Raw genomic sequence first — 20,675 nt, 5'->3', positions numbered from 1 at the left:
GAATATGGGGCAAAGACGGAAAGTCATTTTAGTGACAGACGGAGATATATATGCTGCCAAAACCATTGAGCTTGCCGCCAAGAACGTCGGCGGACGATGTATTTCTAGCTCAAAAGGGAATCCGAGCAAACGGACAGGACCTGAACTTGTCCAGATGATTTTAAAGACGCCGTATGATCCTGTGTTTGTCATGTTTGATGATTCTGGTTTGACAGGTGAAGGAACAGGGGAGACAGCGATGAAGCATGTGGCGCGTCACCCTGAAATTGAAGTGCTTGGAGCCATCGCAGTTGCATCCAAAACACATCAAGCCGAATGGACAAAGGTCCATGTCTCCATTGACCGGGAAGGGGAACTGACAGAATACGGCGTTGACAAACATGGACTTCCAGAAATGGAACCCCATAAAATGAGCGGGGATACGGTATATTGTCTCGACTCACTCCAGCTTCCATTTGTTGTTGGGATTGGAGATATTGGCAAGATGGGACGGAAAGATGACTTAAGCAAAGGATCTCCAATCACGATGAAAGCAGTGGAGTTAATATTAGAAAGGAGTGGTTTCCATGAAGAAAGACAAGGTAAATGTGTATCGAGACCCGAAGAAAAATGAAGATTACTTCAAGGATCATGTCGGAATGGGTCTCAGCTTTGACCTTGGCGTTCGAAAAATCTATATACATGATCAGGAAATCCAACTTTACTATGTAAACGGATTGTGTGATACGCAGTATGTCATCTATTTATTAAAAGAACTGATTGAAATCAATGACAACGAACCTGAATCAGACGATCTCGCACGTGTGGTCGAGAACCGCCTTGTCAATCAGCAAGTCTCAAAAGTTGAAACGCTGGATGAAGCAGTAGACCAAGTGCTGTCAGGACTTGTAGCAGTCGTTGTAGAAGGTGAAAACTACGCATTTATTATTGATGTCAGGAGCTATCCTGGCAGAATGCCAGAGGAACCGGATACAGAAAAGGTTGTCCGAGGAGCAAGAGACGGGTTTGTCGAAAATATTATTGTGAATACAGCGCTCATACGAAGAAGAGTGCGAGATGAAAAGCTGCGATACAAAATGCTCAAAGTAGGCGAACGTTCAAAAGCAGATGTATGTGTTTGCTACATTGAAGATATTGCGGACCCAGATCTTGTGGATATCATTGAAAAAGAAATATCAGAAATCAAAGTCGATGGACTGACGATGTCTGATAAAACGATTGAAGAATTTATTATTAAGCAAGGATATAATCCCTTTCCGCTTGTGCGATACACCGAACGGCCAGATGTCGCCGCTAACCACATATTAGAAGGGCATGTCATCATCATTACCGACACATCTCCTAGTGTCATTATTACACCGACCACTATTTTCCACCACGTTCAGCACGCAGAAGAATACCGCCAGGCACCAGCAGTCGGCACGTTTTTAAGGTGGGTACGCTTTTTAGGTATATTATGTTCGACCTTTTTATTGCCAATTTGGTTTTTGTTTATCCTAGAACCTCATCTTCTGCCTGACAATTTAAGCTATATTGGGTTTAATAAGCCTTCTCATATTCCTGTGATTGTTCAAGTATTTCTTGCTGATTTTGGGGTGGAGTTTTTAAGAATGGCAGCCATTCATACGCCAACGGCTCTCTCGACCGCCATGGGGCTGATTGCGGCCGTCTTAATTGGACAAATTGCCATTGATGTCGGTTTATTTACACCGGAGGTCATCTTATACGTTTCACTAGCTGCCATCGGTACATTTACAACGCCGAGCTATGAACTGAGTGTCGCCAATAAGATTGTAAGACTCATCATATTAGCACTAGTGGCGATCTTTAAGCTGAATGGACTCATCATTGGTTTTACGTTGTTAATCATTTATTTAACAGCCACTCGTTCATTGCAAACACCTTATATGTGGCCATTCATACCTTTTAATGGAAAGGCGTTGTGGCAAGTGCTGATTCGGACGTCTGTTCCTGGCTCAAAAGTAAGGCCAAGCATCGTTCACCCTCAAAACAGATCAAAAATTCCGCCAAATTCTTAACGCTCATTGAAAGTGGTTGAAGATTGTGATATTGTATTTTTAACTTTGAGAAACGGCAAAAGGCAGCTCACGCAGCTGTCTTTTTTCAGCCGAGGCGGAGAAAGAGGGAATGACATTGTATTTACACGGCACTTGCAGACAAAATGAACTCGGTCATTTAGAAATTGGTGGTGTTGATGCCGTTTCTTTAGCTGAAACGTATGGGACACCACTTTATGTATATGATGTGGCTTTAATACGGGAGCGCGCAAAAAGCTTTCAACAAGCGTTTATAGAAGAAAAATTAACCGCACAGGTAGCGTATGCGAGTAAAGCATTTTCCTCTATTGCGATGTTTCAGCTTGCTAAAGAAGAAGGATTATCTCTTGATGTCGTATCTGGCGGGGAGCTGCACACAGCCATTTGCGCCGGATTTCCAGTAGATAAAATTCATTTCCATGGCAACAACAAAAGCAAAGAAGAATTAAAGATGGCATTAGAGCATGGGATCGGCTGTATTGTCGTGGATAATTTCTATGAAATGAAACTCATCGAACAGCTTGGTCAAGAGCTGTCAAAAAAGGTGAAAGTGCTGCTCCGTATCACGCCAGGTGTCGAAGCGCATACGCATGATTACATTACGACAGGCCAAGAGGATTCAAAATTTGGCTTTGATCTTCATAACGGACAAGCAGACGAAGCGGTGAAACAAGTGCTTGAGTCAGAAGTGATCGAGCTTTTAGGCGTCCATTGCCATATCGGCTCACAAATCTTTGATACGGCTGGTTTTGTCCTTGCAGCAGATAAAATTTTTATGAAGCTGGATGAATGGAGAGAATCATTTGGCTTTGTTTCCACAGTGTTAAACTTAGGCGGTGGCTTTGGAATCCGTTATACAGCTGAGGATGAGCCACTTCCTCCGATAAAATATGTTGAGAAAATCATACAAGCTGTCAAAGCGAACGCAGCCCGTTATGAGTTCGATATGCCGGAAATTTGGATTGAGCCAGGCCGCTCTCTTGTTGGAGATGCAGGAACGACTCTTTATACGATCGGCTCATCAAAACATGTTCCTGGAATTCGTGATTATGTAGCCATAGACGGCGGAATGAGTGACAACATTCGTCCAGCTTTATATCAAGCGAAATATGAAGCAGCGAGTGCAAACAAAATGAGCGAAACACATGATCAAACGGTTTCAATTGCAGGGAAATGCTGTGAGAGCGGAGATATGCTCATTTGGGATATCGACCTGCCAGAGTTATCACAAGGAGATTTATTAGCTGTCTTTTGTACCGGAGCTTATGGCTATAGTATGTCCAACAACTATAACCGCATCCCGCGCCCAGCTGTTGTGTTTGTAGAAGACGGGGAAGCGCAGCTTGTGGTTGAGCGTGAAACATATGAGGACATTGTCAAACTGGATTTACCTTATCAATCAAAAGTGAAATCATCTACTTAAAAAAGCTGCCTGATCATCAGGCAGCTTTCTTTTTATGAGTTATTTTCCACCAGTGAATACAGATACGATCGTGTTCCAAATGGAGACAAAGAAATCCCAAATCTTTTGTAGAAGGTTTTTCCCTTCATCGGATTCTATGAATTTCGTAATCTTGTCTTTTGCTTTATCGATTTGAGATCCGACTTGTTTCCAATCGATATTGATGTTTTTCATCTTATCAAAGAGTGAGACAAGCTGATCCTTTTGATCTTGCGTCAGATTTAAGTTTAAATCAGAAGCGGCCTGATCGACTTTTTCTTCGACTTCTTTTGTTGTTTTAGGAACACCGTTTTTCGCAATGTCATCTTTGATTTTTGCAATAAGCGCAGAAGCATTGTCTTTCCCAATAGAGTCACCTAATTTAGAAGTTGTCACAAGCTCTTCGTTTGCGACCTGCTTCACATCTTCTGGGATGGCTTTGTCGCTTGATACCTCATAGGCTTTTAATAAACCCGTCAGTGCTGCTGTACCAGATACTTCAAATGGGGCAGTCACGACAACCTTTGCATCCTTGACACCTGCTGTCATTAAAGCATTTAAATACATCTCATCTGTAATGGTCTTGATGTTATGTGTATCTACAGTCAGACCAGTACCTGATTTTTCAATGGTGATAGATGAAGATGATAATGCTCTCGTCCCGATAGAAGAACGAGGGATATACTTTCCTAAATATTCATGCTCTTCTTTATTGGTTACTTCAATTTTTGTCGCATTTTCAGGTGGATTCAACTCGTCAAGCACCTTCTGGCGATCAGCCGGAGTTAAGTCTTGCCCGAGTGTGACGATGACATCGCCGACAGCTGCATCCGCTAAGCTGACTTTTGGCGCACCAATCATTAAAAGAAGCGCTGCCATCATACCAAGCATTGTTTTTTTAAACATGTTGACCTCCTTCAAGTCGAAAGCGTTCCTCTTTCAAGAGAAACTCATCTTTTGAGTACACAATATGAAGCGTACTCCATCATATAGACGTAACAAATCGATTCGACGTTTCAATTTTCTTTTTAAGATGTTTTCCTTTTCCAATAAATAAAGGCATGTTGCTCATTCTGCCATCATGTTAATAGGAAAAACGGATCAAGCTCTTCTATTGTATCAATCCTAAGAAAAGAGGTAAATCACAATCAAAGAGCAGGGGATGTTTAACATGACCGAAAATGTGCTATAATGAGCGTTGTTTAACCTGAAAGGAGAATGTACAAAATGGCAAAAAAAGGATACATACAATTAACGAATGGAAAGAAAATTGAGTTTGAACTATACCCAGAGGCTGCTCCAGGTACAGTAGCGAACTTTGAAAAGTTAGCGAACGAAGGCTTCTACGATGGATTGAAATTCCACCGCGTCATCCCAGGCTTCGTTAGTCAAGGTGGCGATCCAAACGGTAATGGAACTGGAGGCCCTGGTTACACAATTAAATGTGAAACAGAAGGAAATCCTCATCAACACGAAAGAGGTTCATTATCAATGGCGCATGCTGGTAAAGACACAGGCGGCAGTCAATTCTTTATCGTACATGACCCTCAGCCGCACTTAAACGGTGTTCACACTGTTTTTGGCAAGGTAACCTCTGGTATCGAGGCTGTTCTTGATATGGAACAGGGACAAGGCATGGAGAAAGTCGAAGTTGTCGACGCATAATCCGAAACACCGCTTAATCGCGGTGTTTTTTTATTTTAAATCTGATCTTACGGTTATTTGTTCCGTGAGGCGGTAGGTGATGATCCAATATAAAAGGGCAATGGCGCTGACAGAGGCGCCAAATAAACATACTCCGCTCCAGCCAGTGTTTGCGTATATGCTAGTGGAAGCAATGGAACCAGTCGCACTGCCGATGGAGTAAAAAATCATATAAGCAGCAGTGAGCCGGCTTCTCGCCTCAGGCAGCACTGTGAAAATCATACTTTGGTTGGTCACATGTACGGCCTGCACAGATAGGTCAAGAATGATAATCCCAACGATTAATAAAATAAGTGAATATTCAGTGAAAAAGATAAAAAACCATGAAACGAGTAATAGGACAAGGGCTATGCAAGTTGTTAACTGTCCTAAGCCTCGATCAGCAAGGCTTCCAGCACGAGCAGCGCCTAATGCCCCGGCAACTCCGGCAAGACCAAATGCACCAATCGCTGTATGTGAAAGATTGTATGGCGAGCTGCTGAGAGGCAGCACGAGCGAAGTCCATAGCGTCCCAAATACGATAAAGATCAGAAAACCCAGTATGCCTCGGATGCGCAGAATTCGTTCTTGTCTGAACAATGTAAACATTGAAGCGAGCAGCTTCATATAGGATATTGACGCTCTCTCGCTGTCAGCGTGCGGAAGATACCGGTATAACACGGCGGTTATGAAGAGCATCATAACGGCAGACACGAGATAGACTGACCTCCAGCCGGCGAGATCGGTTAGTACACCAGCAAAGGTTCGTGCGAGAAGAATACCAATCACAATGCCACTTTGAACCAAGCCCACTATACGACCACGTTCTTCAGGGGCAGCCCATGTCGCTGCGAACGCTACGAGTACCTGAGTGACCACAGCAAGCATGCCGACGGCAGCCAGCCCTATGAACAGGACGGTGGCGGTAGGGGAGATGCCGACTAGAATCAGAGATAACACGGATACTAGCATCTGAGCCATGATGAGCCGCCTTTGATTGAACAGATCACCAAGTGGTACGATCAGTAGCAGTCCCAGTGCATAACAAAGCTGAGTAATCGTAATGACCATACCAATGGATGAATAGGTGATACCAAACTCGGATGCGAGGGAGTCTAATAACGGTTGTGCAAAGTATATGTTTGCAACTGCCATCCCGCAGGCTGATGCAAACAGCAGAGCCATATAGCGAGTCATCGCTTGTTTCGGTTTGTTTTGTAAATGAGTCGTTTTCATATCAAGATGTTCAATGGAAGTGTTTTTTTCTTTCACCATGCATGTCATTGTCTCCTTTTTGTACTAAGTAATATAATATACTGATCGATACATTATGATTCCTGTTAAGGATAACCAATAAAATATTTAAAAGTCAATACTTTCATCTTGAGAGAGGAAGGCAATTTGACAATCGTACGTCGGTAAAATAAAATTATAATGTACCGATTGGTAACAAAATAGAGAATAATATTAAAAAATAGATGTCTGACTTTGTGAAGAAATTTTAATGTTGAAATGAGGAATTGCTGATGGTTCGACAACGGGAATTTGACAAGGAAAAAGCGTTGGATGAGGCAATGGTGCTTTTTTGGGAAAAGGGGTATAGGGCCACTACATTAAGCGATTTGACTGAAAAAATGGGAATACAGCGGCCAAGTTTATACTCAGCGTTTGGAGATAAAGAGGAATTATTTGAGGCCGCATTACGCAAATATACAAAGCAGCATGCTGCCCATATTCGAACAAAACTTCAAAACAATCTTTCTGTAAAGGAAGCATTTCATGCATTATTTGCAGATTTAGTAGAAGAGGAATATAGAGATGGTCCGAGTAAAGGGTGTTTTTGCATCAATACAATAGTGGAACTTGCGCCACACGAAGAGAAATTCGAAATTCTCACAAGAGAGCATCAGATGTATCTTTCGGTCATTTTCGAAGAAAGAATTGTTCAAGGTATTCGGTCGGATGAGCTCAAAAGCAGCCTGAATGCGAAAGCTTTAGCACAAACACTGGTCGTTTCTTTCATTGGACTGACCGTCCTCATGAAATCTCGGCCAGAGCGTTCATTTGTAGATCATTCTATAGCGACAATACTTTCCATATTAAAATAAAATGGACAACATGCTATGACATCCTCCTACAATTAGAGTGCAAGCGTATTTGATCTAAATATCAAAATACGCTTTTTCTTTTAGGGCAGTGATGGACAAAACTCGATTTTGTGATATGATAAGAGAACAAACATTCGTATTTGTGGGTGTCGCCACATTCAACTGAAAAACAGATATCAATACAAATCAAAAAAGCGTGGTCAGCTGAAAGAAAGCAGGAGATAATTTGAAACCATTAACAAAAGAAGAAAAAAATCAAATGATGATTGCCATTCAGCGTTACTTTGCCGAAGAACGAGAAGAAGAAATTGGTGAATTAGCAGCCATCAATATACTAGAATTTATCACAAAAAACCTTGGAAGCTATTATTATAATCAAGGGGTTCGTGACAGCCGGAACATCGCTGTTCAAAGATCGCAATTGTTGGAGGAAGATCTATTCGCACTCGAAAAAAGATGATCATCAATGATGTGCGCCTTGCTAACTGATAAAGAGGAAAGAGACCCCCTTAATAAAGAACGCATATTCGTATCATATGTAATGATGAAAAGGTGGAACCAAAGGTCCATCTGAATCGTTATATAAGTAACCATTAATGAAAATCAGCTTTTTTGGTTTTATTTCATCAAAAGAAGGAATAAAACATACAAATAGGCGAAGTGCAGATGATGGAGGTTCTAAATATGGGGAAAATTAAATTAAAAATTGCCATCTTATTTGTCTTACTGCTTTGTTTAGGTGCAGGTTATTTATACATGAATGGCATGAAAATTGAAGATGTGCCAACAGCCATTGGCGAAAGCTTAACAAATAATGATAAAGATTACACCATCTATGAATATACCATTACGAAAATTGATGGAGATGAATATTACGGTCAAGCAAAAAACGGCACAAAAATCATTTTTAATGGAAAGAAATTTGAAGATGATGTCGCCGATTTGAAGAAAGGTGATCGTATTAAAGCCTACTTTAGTAATGAAAAAAGAATAGATGGTCTTATAAAAGTAGTAAAAGTCGTTAATTAATATGTCTCCTTTCCTGTAAGGAGGCCTTTTTTATGAAATAAACCCGAGAAATCTTGATTGTTGCATTTGTCAAAAAGGACCGCTATAATAGCCCCTAAGGACAGCTAAATATCGATTGTATCCTTCGGGGCAGGGTGAAAATCCCGACCGACGGTAATAAAGCAATTGCTTTACAGCCCGTGACCCGTTAATTTATTAACGGTTGATTCAGTGAAAAGCTGAAGCCGACAGTGAAAGTCTGGATGGGAGAAGGATAAAGAAAGCTATGAACGAAAAATATTTGTTGATCATAGTTTTATTTCTAATGCAAAAAACCACAGCCCCGGAATTTTTTCCGGGGCTTTCTGTATGTACATGTAGTAGACGGCATGCAGTGTTATTAGGTGATCCCTCATCTACCTTGTATGGACCATAAAAAGCGACGAAGGTGCTCAATCGATCACATGTCCCTAACATCGCTTTTTAATAAAGTGAGAAATACAAATGAAAGAGAAAGGGGAGGATCACAATGTTTACGGGAATTATTGAAGAAGTTGGCAAAGTTCAGTCATTAAGCCACAAGTCAGCAGATGCCATGGAAATTGCCATCAAGTGCAGCCGTGTGCTAGAAGATGTTCATCTTGGAGATAGTATCGCGATCAATGGCGTATGTCTCACAGTCACAAGCTTTACAAAAGAACACTTCACGGCAGATGTGATGCCTGAGACGGTTAAATCCACATCGCTGGATCAGCTTACATCAGGCAGTCCAGTGAATTTAGAGCGAGCCATGTCTTCGAATGGACGATTCGGCGGTCATTTTGTTTCAGGTCACGTCGATGGAACGGCTACCATTACCCGAATAGAAAAGAAAAGTAATGCCATTTACTATGATTTAGAGATGGACAAGGCCCTCACAGATATGCTCACCAAAAAGGGATCAATTGCGATAGATGGCGTCAGCTTGACCATTTTCGATTTGCGTGATGCACACGTCACAGTGTCTATTATTCCTCATACGCTTGAAGGAACTATTTTTCCGACTAAATCTATGGGCGATATAGTGAATATTGAGTGTGACATGATCGGCAAATATATTTATCGTTTTTTAACAAAAGAGCAAGACGGAAAGCAGCCATCCCGGTTGACCCCATCATTTTTAAAAGAGCACGGATTCTAGGAGGCGATTGTATGTATCATTCAGTTGAGGAGGCAGTAAATGCCCTCAAACAAGGAGAAATCATTATCGTAGTGGATGATGAAAACAGAGAAAATGAAGGGGACTTTGTGGCACTTGCTGAGCATGCAACGCCGGAAGTCATTAACTTCATGGCTTTACATGGAAGAGGTCTGATTTGCACGCCAGTCCATGCGTCGATTGCCACACACCTGAACCTGCATCCAATGGTAGAACAAAATACGGATGCACACCATACAGCTTTTACAGTGAGCATCGACCATACGTCAACGACAACTGGTATTAGTGCTTTTGAACGCTCAACGACCATGCTTTCCATGTTAAATAAAGACGCAAAACCAGAAGATTTTGCCCGCCCAGGTCATGTATTTCCGCTCATTGCAAAAGAGGGCGGAGTACTAGAAAGACCGGGTCATACAGAGGCGGCCGTTGATCTTGCTAAGCTTGCGGGTTCAGCGCCTGCGGGTGTCATATGTGAAATTATGAATGTAGATGGATCAATGGCGCGCGTTCCTGAACTAAAAGAGATTCAAAAACAGCATGGTTTAAAGATGCTTACAATAGAAGCATTGCAGACACATTTAAACAATCATCAAACAACAACGATCAAAACAAAATAAAAATCACAAAAAAGGATGATGAACATATGAATACAATACAAGGGCATGTAGTAGCAGAAGGACTAAAATTTGCAATCGTCGTAGCCAGATTTAATGATTTTATTACAAGTAAGCTGTTAGATGGAGCAGAAGATACATTGCTTAGACATGGAGCAAACGGTGACGATATTGATGTTGTGTGGGTACCGGGCGCTTTTGAAATACCGTATATGGCAAAAAAACTAGCTGAAACCAAAAAATATGATGCAGTTATCACACTTGGAACCGTGATCCGAGGCGCAACCACTCACTATGATTACGTTTGTAACGAAGCGGCCAAAGGAATCGCTCAAAGTGCCATGTCAACAGGGGTACCGATTATCTTCGGTGTACTGACAACAGAATCCATTGAACAAGCCATTGAAAGAGCGGGTACGAAAGCTGGAAATAAAGGCAGTGAATCGGCTGCAGCTGCCATTGAAATGGCGAATCTAAATCGAACGTTTCGTTAATTTAATGAAAAAGAGTTTAAAAACAGCATGAAAATGTTTATAATGTGTGATGAGCAAATGATTCATAAGACATTTGCTGGAAATTAGGATAATTTGAATATTGAGGGGTATATATGTTAATTCGTTACAAGAGGTCTTTTGAAAAAATTGCCATGGGACTCCTGTCCTTTATGCCGGGTGAGAAAGACGTCAAACAGCTTCAGCAGACGATGAAGTCATATGAAATGGATGAAGATCGGCAGCTGTTCCTTTGGAAAGATGGCGAGGATATCGTAGGTGCCATTGGTGTGTTGAAAACAGACGACCAAGTGCAAATCGAGCATATCAGCGTGAATCCATCCCATCGCGATCAAGGAATCGGCAAGAAGATGATTTTAGCTGTGGAAGAGGTATTTAAAACGAAAACACTCATTCCAAATGAATTAACGCAAGGCTTCTTTCATAAGTGTCACAGTGAAACAAATTAAATATCACACATGTAAAAGCAGAGGTTAAAATCCTCTGCTTTTTTTACGTTCGATCTGCTTCTCTCGTTCAAGCAGTACATCTGTCCGGTCACGCAGTCTATGTTTTTCGATCAAAAATGTATGGGACAAGTTACTTTCCTGTCCAAAGGTCAATCCTTCTTTTTGAGCCATTTCCCTGCATAAAGAAAGAAGCGCTTGATCTTTGATTGGAAGCATCACACTCTTGTAGGGCATGTCTTCATCCATATTCTTTTTTAGTGTTCTAAGAAGTAAAATAAACGCTTCATCATCAAGACCAAGGTTAGATAATACTGACCGGTTTGCTTCTAACAAGTGAAGGCTGTTAGAAATGAGCCGTTTCGCTCCTTTTCCATTTCCCCGCCTTTGATGATACAAAGCAACAGCAAGCTGAATCAGACCTACCCAATATTCCTTGCGCTGCCCCTGGGGATCTTCCTTCCAATATTCTTCAAGAATTTCATGACACTCAAAATAATCTCTTGTCGTATGAAATTCGTGTAAAAAAGCCACGTACGCTTCAGGATACACAGCGGTCATCTCCTTTTCCACTATCAGTCTAACACACCGAAAAGAAAAGAAGAAAGAGCGCCCCTTAGTGTAAGGACGCTCTGTTTCTTTAATAAACCCAAGCCGCGCCAACGATGATCAGCAAGATGAAAAGCACAACAATAAGCGCGAAACCTCCGCCGAAGTTATAGCCATCTCCCATAATGATACGGCCTCCTTTTTTCATCAGTTTTGGTTACAATGGTATTCTATGTATAAGTGCCCTCATTGGTATGGGCGAATCCACTGTTTTTCTTGTTTTGCCTAGGGCATCATGGTCGAAATTATATTGGACGAGAGCTTTATCCTGTCTTATACTAAAGGTTAGCCGGTGATACGGTACTTAGAAGACAGTAGAAATGGTGAGAAAAGAATGCTGGAATATCAGGTGAAAATAGATTCGTTTGAGGGTCCTTTGGACTTGCTTTTACATTTAATCAACCGTTTGGAAATTGATATTTATGATATTCCCGTCGCTAAAATTACGGAGCAGTATTTATTATATGTCCACACGATGAGGGAGCTTGAGCTTGATGTTGCGAGTGAATATTTGGTGATGGCTGCAACCCTCCTGAGTATTAAAAGCAGAATGCTTCTTCCAAAACAAGAGGAAGAGCTATTTGATGAAGATCTGCTCGAAGAGGAAGAGGATCCTCGCGAAGAGCTAATTGGCAAATTGATTGAATACCGCAAGTATAAAAATGCAGCGCAAGAACTAAAGGAACGTGAAGAAGAACGGCAAAATGCTTTTACAAAACCCCCGAGTGATTTAAGTGATTTTGCAAAAGAAGTGGAAGCGAAGGACACAAATTTACATGTAACGGTGTATGATATGTTAGGTGCATTCCAAAAGGTATTAAACCGAAAAAAAATAACGAAACCAGCACCATCAAAAATCACAAGACAAGAAATCCCGATTGAAGACAAAATGAATGAGATTATGAATCACTTAAGAAAAACAAAAAAGCGGACCAACTTCATGACTCTATTTCAACAGGATCAAAAGGAACACCTTGTCGTGACGTTTCTTGCAGTTCTCGAATTGATGAAAAGTCATCAAATCATGTTAGAGCAGGAAGGGAACTTTGAAGACATTTATATCATAGGGAGTGAAACGATTCATGACGCTTGATATCGTGAATTGGAAAGCCATCTTAGAAGCGCTGCTGTATGCAGCGGGTGACGAAGGCTTAACAAGAAAACAGCTCATGTCTGTTCTTGAAGTAGATGAGGCGGCATTACTCGACATAATGTCTGCTGTAAAGGAAGAATATCAAAAGCAAGAACGAGGGATTGAGCTCATTGAATATGCAGATTCATATATGCTGCTAACGAAAAAAGAATATAGCGTGTATTTAAAAAAATTAGTAGAGACACCTTCAAAAGGTTTGTCACAGGCAGCACTGGAGGTGCTTGCAATAGTCTCTTATAAACAGCCGATCACGCGCAGTGAGGTAGAGGAGATCAGAGGAGTCAAATCAGAGCGGGTGCTTCATAGTCTCGTAGCCAAGGCGCTGCTCTGTGAAGTTGGACGTGCCGATGGCCCGGGACGAGCAATTCTTTATGGGACAACGCCTACCTTTTTAGAGCAATTTGGCTTAAAATCTCTAGATGAATTGCCACCGCTTCCAGAGAATGTGGAAGCAGATAGTGTACAAGAAGAGGCTGATCTCTTTTTTGAAAACTTCAATCAAACATTTGAAGAGATTAAATAGTTCAAAAGAAGGAAAAATGTATGATAAAATATAAAAAAGATTTTAGGTCTAAAATCTTTTGATGAAAGATAAAATGGTGACAAAGCCATGAGGGGAAGGTAAACACGAAACAAATGGCACATATGAATGTAAAGGCTCAAGTTGATCAAGCAGGTGTCTTTTTATCAAAGGTTGCAACTGAAATGAATGGTTTTCTGAACGAAGCTACCTTATCAAGCTTGAAACGATTAAACCCCGAAGCGGAAGCCTATTATTGTGACATATTGAGTACATTACGGAAGCTTGCAGTGTATAGCGAGGATGCAGCGGCAGTTTGCAAAAAAATCGGCCAGCAGCAGACATTCCCGCAGCAAGCCGCACAGCAGATGCTTCACCGTATTTATCATCAATGTATTGAAGAGTTTTTCACACCGAAAAAGGATACATGGTATGAAGACAGCCGTTCGGCCTATACCGGAAAAAGCAGCATTGTTTTCCGACATGAAGTATCGGCTGATGTAAAGCGATTATTTTCTTCATTAGAAAAAGACTTTTTAACAATGAGAGAAGAGCTAGAATATACGACCTCTCAACAGCAAATGAAAATGGTATAAGTAAGAATACGAAGCGTCTCTTCATGCGAGAGACGCTTTTTTTTATGGACGAGGCATCATAACTTTTTCAGCTGAGCATACACTTTTACAAAACGGACAAGGACGTGAATGAACATGCCCTATTTAAAAATTGGAACAGCAGTCCTTCTTCTATTTACACTCTTACTGCCTTTTTCCTCACATGCCAAAGCAGATACATCGTTATCGGTGAGTGCAAGAAGCGCCATTTTAATAGATGGACAGTCAGGCAGAGTCCTATTTGGAAAGGACGAGCACGAAAAAAGAAGAATCGCCAGTATTACAAAAATTATGACGGCTGTATTAGCCATTGAATCAGGAAAAATGAAAGACACCGTCAAAGTATCAAAACGGGCGATTCAAGCTGAGGGCTCATCGATTTATTTAAAGGAAGGGCAGAAGGTGAGCTTAGAGGATCTGACGTATGGGCTTATGCTGCGTTCTGGAAATGATGCAGCTGTTGCCATTGCAGAGCATGTTGGCGGCAGCTTAGAAGGCTTTATTTTTATGATGAACCAAAAGGCGTCTGAACTAGGAATGGAAAATACGAATTTCCAAAATCCGCATGGACTCGATGATCATAAAAACCATTATTCATCAGCCTATGACATGGCCATTTTAACTAAATACGCTATGGAGCATAAACAATATCAAAAAATTGCCGGCACGACTTTCTATAAAGCGAAGACAATGGAAGGCTATTGGAAAAACAAAAACAAACTGCTCACCGGCTTATATCCATATTCAACAGGTGGGAAAACGGGCTATACGAAGCTTGCAAAACGCACGCTCGTCTCTACAGCTGCAAAAGGGGATGCTGCATTAATTGCTGTGACCATTAATGCGCCGGATGACTGGAAAGATCATATCTCCATGTTTGAGTATGCATTTGATCATTACAAAACGTATGTGCTTGCTGAAAAGGGAAGGCTTGCTTCGTTAAAAGGGACCTTTTACGAAAAAAAAGCTTTTATTAAGCGTGATGTGGATTATTTTTTAAATGAAGATGAGAAAAAACTAGTGGAAATTGAAACCGAAATGCTCACTCCCGAAAAAAAATGGAAAAAAAACGCCGAAGCCATCCCGGATGTCGTAGGAAAAATGACGTTTTTATTAGATGGTCAGGTGATCGAGCAAGTACCGATTTTTTATGAAAATAAGCGGAACCGAATGCCTCAAAAAAGCTTTCAAGAAATGTTTAAGTCTGTCTTCCAGACATCTATAGGCGGATCTTCATGGTCAATCTAATTTGGGTGTTTCTCACTGTTATCGGGCTTGTTTATGCGATGTTTAACGGAACGATGCAGGAAGTGAATGAAGCTGTATTTAAGGGATCAAAAGAAGCGGTTACCATTTCAATTGGTCTCATTAGTGTCCTTGTTTTTTGGCTAGGGCTGATGAAGATTGCAGAAGAAGCGGGGCTGTTAAACTTCTTTAGTAAAATGTGCCGCCCTTTTATTTCAAAGCTATTTCCAGATATTCCGCCTAACCATCCAGCAATGGGGTATATCCTGTCCAATCTCATGGCGAATTTCTTTGGTCTCGGGAATGCCGCGACACCGCTTGGAATTAAGGCAATGGAGCAGATGAAAGCATTGAATGACGGGAAAAATGAGGCGAGCCGATCCATGATTACATTTTTAGCTGTTAACACATCCTCTATAACACTTGTGCCAACAACCGTTATTGCGATTAGAATGACCTATGGTGCAGATCAGCCAACAGACATTGTTGGACCAACCATTTTGGCGACACTTATTTCAGGAATCGGTGCGATTCTCATTGATCGCTATTTCCACTATCGTAGAAGCAGGCGGGGGTGATGTTGTGGCATTTATTAATTGGCTGTCACTTGCTTTGATTCCACTGATTATCGCAGGCATTTTGATTGCTGGAACCATCAAAAAAGTACCGACTTATGAAACATTTGTGGAAGGCGGGAAAGAGGGCATTCACATCGCCTTTTCAATTATTCCCTATTTAGTCGGTATGCTTGTGGCGATTACGATATTTCGTGCGTCAGGTGCGCTTGACTTTGTGATGGGGCTATTAAAACCTGTATTTACAGCGATTGGCTTTCCGGCAGAGGTGGTGCCGCTTGCATTTATTCGTCCGATTTCAGGAACAGCTGCACTCGGCATGACATCAGACTTGATTGCAACATATGGTCCAGATTCTTTTATTGGTCAGCTCGCAGCCGTCATGCAAGGATCAACAGACACCACCCTTTACATTTTAACGGTCTATTTTGGAGCAGTCGGTATTAAAAAAATGGGAGATGCGCTGAAAGTAGGTCTGTTAGCTGACCTCATTGGTGTCATCGCATCTGTTATTATTGTCAGCTTGTTATTTAGTGGCGCCTAATGAGGCGCTTTTTTGTATTTAATGGATGGAAAACAGTTTTTTAGCTGAAATTAGACAGACGAAACGCTTATTTTTCCACGAATGCTTGTTTGTTTTAAGTCAAGCAAGTAAGATAGTACATGAGGTGAAAGACAAATGGAACGTTTACAGAAAGTAATTGCACATGCCGGCGTCGCTTCTAGGCGGAAGGCTGAAGAATTAATTAAAGAAGGACGAGTTACCGTTAATGGTCAAACAGTGACTGAGCTTGGAGTGAAAGTGGGCTCTTCAGATAAAATTGAAGTCAACGGATTAAAACTAGAAAGAGAAGAACCGGTGTACTTTATGCTTTATAAACCACGCGGCGTCATTTCAGCAGCGGAGGATGATAAAGGACGTAAAGTCGTCACAGACTTCTTTGATGATGTTCCGCAGCGCCTTTATCCAATTGGCCGGTTAGATTATGATACGAGCGGTTTGATATTGATTACAAATGATGGCGAATTTGCCCATAAGCTCATGCACCCGAAATATGAAATTGATAAAACATATGCAGCGAAGCTAAAAGGCATTCCATCAAAGGAATTGCTCAGAAAGCTGGAAAAAGGGATCATGTTAGATCATAAAAAGACTGCACGTGCTCGTGCCAAAATGCTTTCTATCGATAAACGAAAGCAGACATCTATTGTTCAATTAACCATTCATGAAGGCAGAAACAGACAGGTACGCCGCATGTTTGAAGCGATTGGTCATGACGTGCTAAAGCTAAAAAGAGAGCAATATGCCTTCCTTCATATTGAAGGCATGAGACCGGGAGAGCGCAGAGAATTAACACCACATGAAGTAAAGCGACTAAGAGCGATTGCTGATCACGGGAAAAGTGCTTTCTAATTTTCACATAAACTTCAAAAAATGAAGAAGCATCAAAAGAAGGAGAATGCTATAATTTACCTGAATGTCTATGGGGAAGGGGTACTTCAGATGAAGAAAAGACGATTTTTCATACGGACGGGCATTCTCCTCGTGATGCTTGCTGCACTATGTTATACAATGTATAACTCAGTATTTGCCAAACAGGATCGAGTCAAAGAAGGATCTATTGCGCCAAACTTTGTCCTTCAATCTGTGGATGGGGACCGGATTGAATTAAAGGACTTAAAAGGCAAAGGGGTTTTTCTGAATTTTTGGGGTACATGGTGCGGTCCATGTAAACAAGAATTTCCTTATATGGCGAATCAATATCAAGTGTTCAAGGATCGCGGTGTGGAAATTGTTGCAGTGAATGTTGGAGAATCAAATATTGCCGTTAAGAATTTTATGGATGCATATGGCGTGAATTTTCCAGTTGCCATGGACAAAGACCGTCAAGTCACAGAGGCATATGATATTACGCCGCTGCCAACCACATTTTTAATTAATCCTGAAGGCAAGGTAATCAAAGTCATAAAAGGAACCATGACAGAACGTAATGTCTATGAATATATGAATTTGATTAAACCAAAGGGGTCATAGAATGAAAGAGGTAAAGTGCGAGTGTGGACATATTAATCCAATCGGTACTGTTCTATGTGAATCATGCGGGAATCCCATTGATGCAAAAGAGAAAAACTCTTCCAAGCTACTAGATATGAGATATGACGGCAGTGCAAGACGCTCGCAAACATATAACAAAACGATTGTTGATAAAGTATGGAACTTTTTTTCTTCCGTTAAAGTAGGTGTGTGGCTCATTGTCATCACACTATTAGCTTCTTCGCTGGGAACTATTTTTCCGCAGGAGCGGTTTATTCCGCCAGATGCATCTGCTTCCACCTATTATGAAGAGCAATATGGATCGTTTGGTAAGCTATACTACATTCTTGGATTCCATGATCTTTATAGTTCATGGTGGTTTTTAGCCCTTGTAGCCTCTATTGGAATTTCCCTTGTCATTTGTAGTCTTGATCGGGTCATTCCTCTTTATCGGGCACTCAAAAATCAAGGTGTTATGAAAAAAGAAAGCTTTATGAGAAGGCAGCGTTTGTTCAGTGAAACAGACAAAACATTAGATCAGCATACATATGAAGGCATCGTTAGAGCGATGAAACAAAAGCGTTACCGCGTGCGAGAAGAAGATGGATATATTTTAGCTGAAAAAGGTCGCTTTTCACGCTGGGGACCATACGTCAATCACATCGGATTAATTATCTTTCTCATTGGATCGATGCTTCGGTTTGTCCCGGGGATGTATGTCGATGAAACGCTATGGGTAAGAGAGGGCGAAACAGCACCGATTCCAGGCACGGATGGTCAATACTTCTTGAAAAATAATGCGTTTTCAATAGATCGCTATGAATCTGGAAATGAAAAAGAAGTGTTTGAAAATGCGATTGAAAAAGCTGGCGACGGTCAAGTGGTGAAAAGCTATAAAACCGATGCCATACTATACAAACGAGAAGGGGAAGTTGTTTTTGGTGAAAAGCCAAAGCTGAAGCAGGTAACAGAACACGATATTAAAGTGAATGAACCGCTTAAGTTTGACAATTTCTCATTATATCAAGTGGATTTTAAACAAAATGAACTCGATCAAATGGTCTTTCAGCTGATTCGTAAAGATACAGAAAAATCTTTCGGAACAGTGAAGATTAATCTGCTGGAGCCTAAGTCGGAATACGATCTTGGTAGCGGTTACAAAGTTAAAGTGATGAGCTATCTTCCTGATTTTTATTTTGACGAGGATGGAACACCAAGCACGAAAACAAGGAATCCGAATAATCCTGCTTTCGTGTTTGAAATGATTTCTCCTGAAAAACCTAAAGGTGAAAAAAGCTTTGTGGCTATTCAAGAGACAGTAGAAGGTTCTGACAATAATATGTATAAGATGAAGTTTGATCGTGTTGAAACGAAAAACGTAACAGGATTGACCGTTAGAAAGGACTTAACTCTTGGGATACTAATCGTTGGCGGGATCATTTTTATGATTGGTGTCGTGCAGGGGATGTACTGGCAGCATAGAAGAATCTGGCTGTCGGCAAAGGATGGGAAAGTATTTGTGGCAGGACATACAAACAAAAACTGGTTCGGCTTAAAGTCTGATCTCAATGTGTTACTGAATGGCAGTGGCATCCAACAGCCAGTTGATCAAAAAGAACTGCCTGATACAGCTAGTATCAGCAAAAGCAAGGGGGAAGGATTAGATGGTGGCAGTCAGTGAAAATCTGTTATTTGCAGCTTTTCTATTTTATTTAGCGGCAGTTCCTTTTTTTGGCGGTGCCATTAAAGGAAAAAAGAAAGAGGATGGACCGCGCAGGAATAAGGCGGCACTCATCGGCATTACGCTCACCATCATCGGTTTTTTGAGCCAATTTGGCTATTTTATTTCAAGATGGATAGCGTCTGGTCATGCACCAGTCAGTAATTTATTCGAGTTCACAACGGCTTTTGGCATGATGCTGGTGCTTGCATTTATCATTTTATATTTTGTGTATCAAGTGTCTGTACTTGGTTTATTCACACTTCCAATCGCCTTATTGATTATTGCCTATGCAAGCATGTTTCCATCAGATATTTCACCGCTGATTCCTTCACTTCAAAGTAATTGGCTATACATTCACGTGACAACTGCAGCTCTTGGGCAAGCCATTTTAGCGATCAGCTTTGTGGCAGGTGTCATCTTCCTTTTAAAGCATGTCGATCAAACAAAGCCGGGGAAGAAGACGTTTGGTTTAGAGCTTGTGATGTTTATGATTGTGGTGACACTTTCGTTTATCGCTGTCACTTCAGTCTTTAGAATGACAGGATATGAAGCAAAGTTTAATTGGGTAGATAAAAATAAAGAAGAAAGTGTCATGGTATATGAACTGCCAGCCCTAGTCGGGCCTCATAGAGGGGAGCTTGTGACGCAAGATCGATTAGAGCCTTTCGTTGATTTACCACCTGTTTTTTCGGGCAGAAAGGTCAATACAGTGTTATGGTCATTTGGCGCCGGGTTGATCATTTATGGACTGATTAGATTAATCATTCGCAAACGACTAAGCGCTCTGCTTCAACCACTCGTCAGGCAGGTAAATCTTGATTTAGTCGATGAAATTGGCTATAGAGCTGTATCCATTGGTTTTCCTGTATTTGCGTTAGGTGGACTGATCTTTGCGATGATCTGGGCACAAATTGCATGGACGAGATTTTGGGGCTGGGACCCGAAGGAAGTATGGGCATTGATTACGTTTCTCTTTTATGCGGCGTATCTCCATCTTCGGTTATCGCGAGGATGGCATGGCGAAAAGTCTGCTTGGCTTGCCGTGATCGGGTTCGCCATTATTATGTTTAATCTCATCTTTGTCAATCTTGTGATTGCGGGGCTGCATTCTTACGCATAATCACAAGGAAA

The 20,675-nt window shown here is 41.2% G+C and carries 25 protein-coding genes and 1 riboswitch; of the genes, 21 read left to right on the top strand and 4 right to left on the bottom strand.

The features are described 5' to 3' along the window. The first annotated feature begins 4 nt into the window (after positions 1-4). From spoVAEA to lysA, 3 genes are all read left to right on the top strand, one after another. The gene (gene spoVAEA / locus IEE86_RS03150) at positions 5-613 is read left to right on the top strand and encodes a stage V sporulation protein SpoVABEA (RefSeq protein WP_191095900.1); all 609 of its coding nucleotides are present in this window, start codon (positions 5-7) and stop codon (positions 611-613) included. Continuing rightward, positions 567-2,039 (top strand): spore germination protein, encoded by a 1,473-nt coding sequence (locus IEE86_RS03145; RefSeq protein WP_224740748.1) that lies wholly within the window; start codon positions 567-569, stop codon positions 2,037-2,039. The genes spoVAEA and IEE86_RS03145 overlap by 47 nt, the downstream gene beginning before the upstream one ends. A 115-nt stretch (positions 2,040-2,154) precedes the next feature. After that, positions 2,155-3,480: a diaminopimelate decarboxylase gene (lysA, locus tag IEE86_RS03140; protein ID WP_191096038.1), complete on the top strand. Its 1,326-nt coding sequence runs from the start codon at positions 2,155-2,157 to the stop codon at positions 3,478-3,480. Between the two features lie 39 nt (positions 3,481-3,519). On the opposite strand, the gene IEE86_RS03135 is transcribed toward lysA, so the two are convergent. Continuing rightward, entirely contained in the window at positions 3,520-4,404 is an 885-nt protein-coding gene (locus IEE86_RS03135) for a DUF1002 domain-containing protein (RefSeq protein ID WP_191095898.1), read from the bottom strand. 321 nt (positions 4,405-4,725) lie between these two features. Between IEE86_RS03135 and IEE86_RS03130 the strand changes: the two genes are divergently transcribed. Beyond that, complete coding sequence (locus IEE86_RS03130) at positions 4,726-5,163, top strand: peptidylprolyl isomerase (RefSeq protein ID WP_008359679.1); 438 nt, start codon at positions 4,726-4,728, stop codon at positions 5,161-5,163. A gap of 30 nt (positions 5,164-5,193) precedes the next feature. On the opposite strand, the gene IEE86_RS03125 is transcribed toward IEE86_RS03130, so the two are convergent. After that, positions 5,194-6,456: an MFS transporter gene (locus tag IEE86_RS03125; protein WP_191095897.1), complete on the bottom strand. Its 1,263-nt coding sequence runs from the start codon at positions 6,454-6,456 to the stop codon at positions 5,194-5,196. Positions 6,457-6,707: 251 nt separating this feature from the next. Between IEE86_RS03125 and IEE86_RS03120 the strand changes: the two genes are divergently transcribed. From IEE86_RS03120 to IEE86_RS03090, 7 genes are all read left to right on the top strand, one after another. Continuing rightward, positions 6,708-7,289: a TetR/AcrR family transcriptional regulator gene (locus tag IEE86_RS03120; protein WP_191095896.1), complete on the top strand. Its 582-nt coding sequence runs from the start codon at positions 6,708-6,710 to the stop codon at positions 7,287-7,289. A 226-nt stretch (positions 7,290-7,515) separates the two neighbouring features. Next, entirely contained in the window at positions 7,516-7,749 is a 234-nt protein-coding gene (locus IEE86_RS03115) for a DUF2164 domain-containing protein (RefSeq protein ID WP_003215556.1), read from the top strand. A gap of 224 nt (positions 7,750-7,973) precedes the next feature. After that, a complete protein-coding gene (locus tag IEE86_RS03110; RefSeq protein WP_008344451.1) occupies positions 7,974-8,318 on the top strand; it encodes a hypothetical protein in 345 nt (114 codons plus the stop codon). A 116-nt stretch (positions 8,319-8,434) separates the two neighbouring features. After that, positions 8,435-8,576: riboswitch (FMN riboswitch) on the top strand. A 250-nt stretch (positions 8,577-8,826) separates the two neighbouring features. Next, positions 8,827-9,477 (top strand): riboflavin synthase, encoded by a 651-nt coding sequence (ribE, locus tag IEE86_RS03105; RefSeq protein ID WP_191095895.1) that lies wholly within the window; start codon positions 8,827-8,829, stop codon positions 9,475-9,477. 11 nt (positions 9,478-9,488) lie between these two features. Beyond that, positions 9,489-10,115: a 3,4-dihydroxy-2-butanone-4-phosphate synthase gene (gene ribB, locus IEE86_RS03100; RefSeq protein ID WP_191095894.1), complete on the top strand. Its 627-nt coding sequence runs from the start codon at positions 9,489-9,491 to the stop codon at positions 10,113-10,115. A gap of 26 nt (positions 10,116-10,141) precedes the next feature. Then, the gene (gene ribH, locus IEE86_RS03095) at positions 10,142-10,606 is read left to right on the top strand and encodes a 6,7-dimethyl-8-ribityllumazine synthase (RefSeq protein ID WP_060596841.1); all 465 of its coding nucleotides are present in this window, start codon (positions 10,142-10,144) and stop codon (positions 10,604-10,606) included. Between the two features lie 113 nt (positions 10,607-10,719). Next, a complete protein-coding gene (locus tag IEE86_RS03090) occupies positions 10,720-11,073 on the top strand; it encodes a GNAT family N-acetyltransferase (RefSeq protein ID WP_191095893.1) in 354 nt (117 codons plus the stop codon). A 24-nt stretch (positions 11,074-11,097) separates the two neighbouring features. On the opposite strand, the gene IEE86_RS03085 is transcribed toward IEE86_RS03090, so the two are convergent. Next, positions 11,098-11,622 (bottom strand): DUF309 domain-containing protein, encoded by a 525-nt coding sequence (locus tag IEE86_RS03085; RefSeq protein WP_191095892.1) that lies wholly within the window; start codon positions 11,620-11,622, stop codon positions 11,098-11,100. Between the two features lie 88 nt (positions 11,623-11,710). Further along, positions 11,711-11,803 (bottom strand): YjcZ family sporulation protein, encoded by a 93-nt coding sequence (locus IEE86_RS03080; RefSeq protein WP_012010430.1) that lies wholly within the window; start codon positions 11,801-11,803, stop codon positions 11,711-11,713. A 210-nt stretch (positions 11,804-12,013) separates the two neighbouring features. Between IEE86_RS03080 and IEE86_RS03075 the strand changes: the two genes are divergently transcribed. From IEE86_RS03075 to ccsB, 10 genes are all read left to right on the top strand, one after another. Continuing rightward, on the top strand, positions 12,014-12,772 hold the full coding sequence (locus IEE86_RS03075) for a segregation/condensation protein A (protein WP_191095891.1): 759 nt from the start codon (positions 12,014-12,016) through the stop codon (positions 12,770-12,772). Next, positions 12,762-13,355, top strand: a complete 594-nt coding sequence (gene scpB / locus IEE86_RS03070; RefSeq protein WP_191095890.1) for an SMC-Scp complex subunit ScpB — start codon at positions 12,762-12,764, stop codon at positions 13,353-13,355. The genes IEE86_RS03075 and scpB overlap by 11 nt, the downstream gene beginning before the upstream one ends. A gap of 113 nt (positions 13,356-13,468) precedes the next feature. Next, complete coding sequence (locus tag IEE86_RS03065; RefSeq protein WP_191095889.1) at positions 13,469-13,948, top strand: YpuI family protein; 480 nt, start codon at positions 13,469-13,471, stop codon at positions 13,946-13,948. Between the two features lie 114 nt (positions 13,949-14,062). Then, positions 14,063-15,214 (top strand): D-alanyl-D-alanine carboxypeptidase family protein, encoded by a 1,152-nt coding sequence (locus IEE86_RS03060; RefSeq protein WP_191095888.1) that lies wholly within the window; start codon positions 14,063-14,065, stop codon positions 15,212-15,214. After that, the gene (locus IEE86_RS03055) at positions 15,202-15,789 is read left to right on the top strand and encodes a nucleoside recognition domain-containing protein (RefSeq protein ID WP_191095887.1); all 588 of its coding nucleotides are present in this window, start codon (positions 15,202-15,204) and stop codon (positions 15,787-15,789) included. Before IEE86_RS03060 ends, IEE86_RS03055 begins: the two co-directional genes overlap by 13 nt. 4 nt (positions 15,790-15,793) lie before the next feature. Continuing rightward, a complete protein-coding gene (locus IEE86_RS03050) occupies positions 15,794-16,330 on the top strand; it encodes a spore maturation protein (protein ID WP_191095886.1) in 537 nt (178 codons plus the stop codon). 135 nt (positions 16,331-16,465) lie between these two features. Then, positions 16,466-17,200, top strand: a complete 735-nt coding sequence (rluB, locus tag IEE86_RS03045; protein WP_191095885.1) for a 23S rRNA pseudouridine(2605) synthase RluB — start codon at positions 16,466-16,468, stop codon at positions 17,198-17,200. Between the two features lie 90 nt (positions 17,201-17,290). After that, a complete protein-coding gene (resA, locus tag IEE86_RS03040; protein ID WP_191095884.1) occupies positions 17,291-17,821 on the top strand; it encodes a thiol-disulfide oxidoreductase ResA in 531 nt (176 codons plus the stop codon). A 1-nt stretch (position 17,822) separates the two neighbouring features. Next, positions 17,823-19,502, top strand: a complete 1,680-nt coding sequence (gene resB / locus IEE86_RS03035) for a cytochrome c biogenesis protein ResB (RefSeq protein ID WP_191095883.1) — start codon at positions 17,823-17,825, stop codon at positions 19,500-19,502. After that, positions 19,486-20,664 (top strand): c-type cytochrome biogenesis protein CcsB, encoded by a 1,179-nt coding sequence (ccsB, locus tag IEE86_RS03030; protein ID WP_191095882.1) that lies wholly within the window; start codon positions 19,486-19,488, stop codon positions 20,662-20,664. The genes resB and ccsB overlap by 17 nt, the downstream gene beginning before the upstream one ends. Positions 20,665-20,675: the final 11 nt, after the last annotated feature.

The organism is Bacillus crepusculi (genome assembly GCF_014764715.1).
Classification (GTDB): domain Bacteria; phylum Bacillota; class Bacilli; order Bacillales; family Bacillaceae; genus Bacillus.
Note: the sequence above shows the minus strand (reverse complement) of the source record. Positions and strands in the feature narration are given on the sequence as shown.

Bases quoted from the DNA above. Each gene is read 5' to 3' on its own strand.
- IEE86_RS03125 (WP_191095897.1), bottom strand. From the start codon at position 6,456: ATGGTGAAAGAAAAAAACACTTCCATTGAACATCTTGATATGAAAACG.
- IEE86_RS03135 (WP_191095898.1), bottom strand. From the start codon at position 4,404: ATGTTTAAAAAAACAATGCTTGGTATGATGGCAGCGCTTCTTTTAATG.
- IEE86_RS03080 (WP_012010430.1), bottom strand. From the start codon at position 11,803: ATGGGAGATGGCTATAACTTCGGCGGAGGTTTCGCGCTTATTGTTGTG.
- IEE86_RS03130 (WP_008359679.1), top strand. From the start codon at position 4,726: ATGGCAAAAAAAGGATACATACAATTAACGAATGGAAAGAAAATTGAG.
- IEE86_RS03120 (WP_191095896.1), top strand. From the start codon at position 6,708: ATGGTTCGACAACGGGAATTTGACAAGGAAAAAGCGTTGGATGAGGCA.
- IEE86_RS03110 (WP_008344451.1), top strand. From the start codon at position 7,974: ATGGGGAAAATTAAATTAAAAATTGCCATCTTATTTGTCTTACTGCTT.
- scpB (WP_191095890.1), top strand. From the start codon at position 12,762: ATGACGCTTGATATCGTGAATTGGAAAGCCATCTTAGAAGCGCTGCTG.
- ribB (WP_191095894.1), top strand. From the start codon at position 9,489: ATGTATCATTCAGTTGAGGAGGCAGTAAATGCCCTCAAACAAGGAGAA.
- resA (WP_191095884.1), top strand. From the start codon at position 17,291: ATGAAGAAAAGACGATTTTTCATACGGACGGGCATTCTCCTCGTGATG.
- spoVAEA (WP_191095900.1), top strand. From the start codon at position 5: ATGGGGCAAAGACGGAAAGTCATTTTAGTGACAGACGGAGATATATAT.
- IEE86_RS03060 (WP_191095888.1), top strand. From the start codon at position 14,063: ATGCCCTATTTAAAAATTGGAACAGCAGTCCTTCTTCTATTTACACTC.
- ribE (WP_191095895.1), top strand. From the start codon at position 8,827: ATGTTTACGGGAATTATTGAAGAAGTTGGCAAAGTTCAGTCATTAAGC.
- rluB (WP_191095885.1), top strand. From the start codon at position 16,466: ATGGAACGTTTACAGAAAGTAATTGCACATGCCGGCGTCGCTTCTAGG.
- IEE86_RS03055 (WP_191095887.1), top strand. From the start codon at position 15,202: ATGGTCAATCTAATTTGGGTGTTTCTCACTGTTATCGGGCTTGTTTAT.
- IEE86_RS03075 (WP_191095891.1), top strand. From the start codon at position 12,014: ATGCTGGAATATCAGGTGAAAATAGATTCGTTTGAGGGTCCTTTGGAC.
- IEE86_RS03145 (WP_224740748.1), top strand. From the start codon at position 567: ATGAAGAAAGACAAGGTAAATGTGTATCGAGACCCGAAGAAAAATGAA.
- resB (WP_191095883.1), top strand. From the start codon at position 17,823: ATGAAAGAGGTAAAGTGCGAGTGTGGACATATTAATCCAATCGGTACT.
- IEE86_RS03065 (WP_191095889.1), top strand. From the start codon at position 13,469: ATGGCACATATGAATGTAAAGGCTCAAGTTGATCAAGCAGGTGTCTTT.
- ribH (WP_060596841.1), top strand. From the start codon at position 10,142: ATGAATACAATACAAGGGCATGTAGTAGCAGAAGGACTAAAATTTGCA.
- ccsB (WP_191095882.1), top strand. From the start codon at position 19,486: ATGGTGGCAGTCAGTGAAAATCTGTTATTTGCAGCTTTTCTATTTTAT.
- IEE86_RS03090 (WP_191095893.1), top strand. From the start codon at position 10,720: ATGTTAATTCGTTACAAGAGGTCTTTTGAAAAAATTGCCATGGGACTC.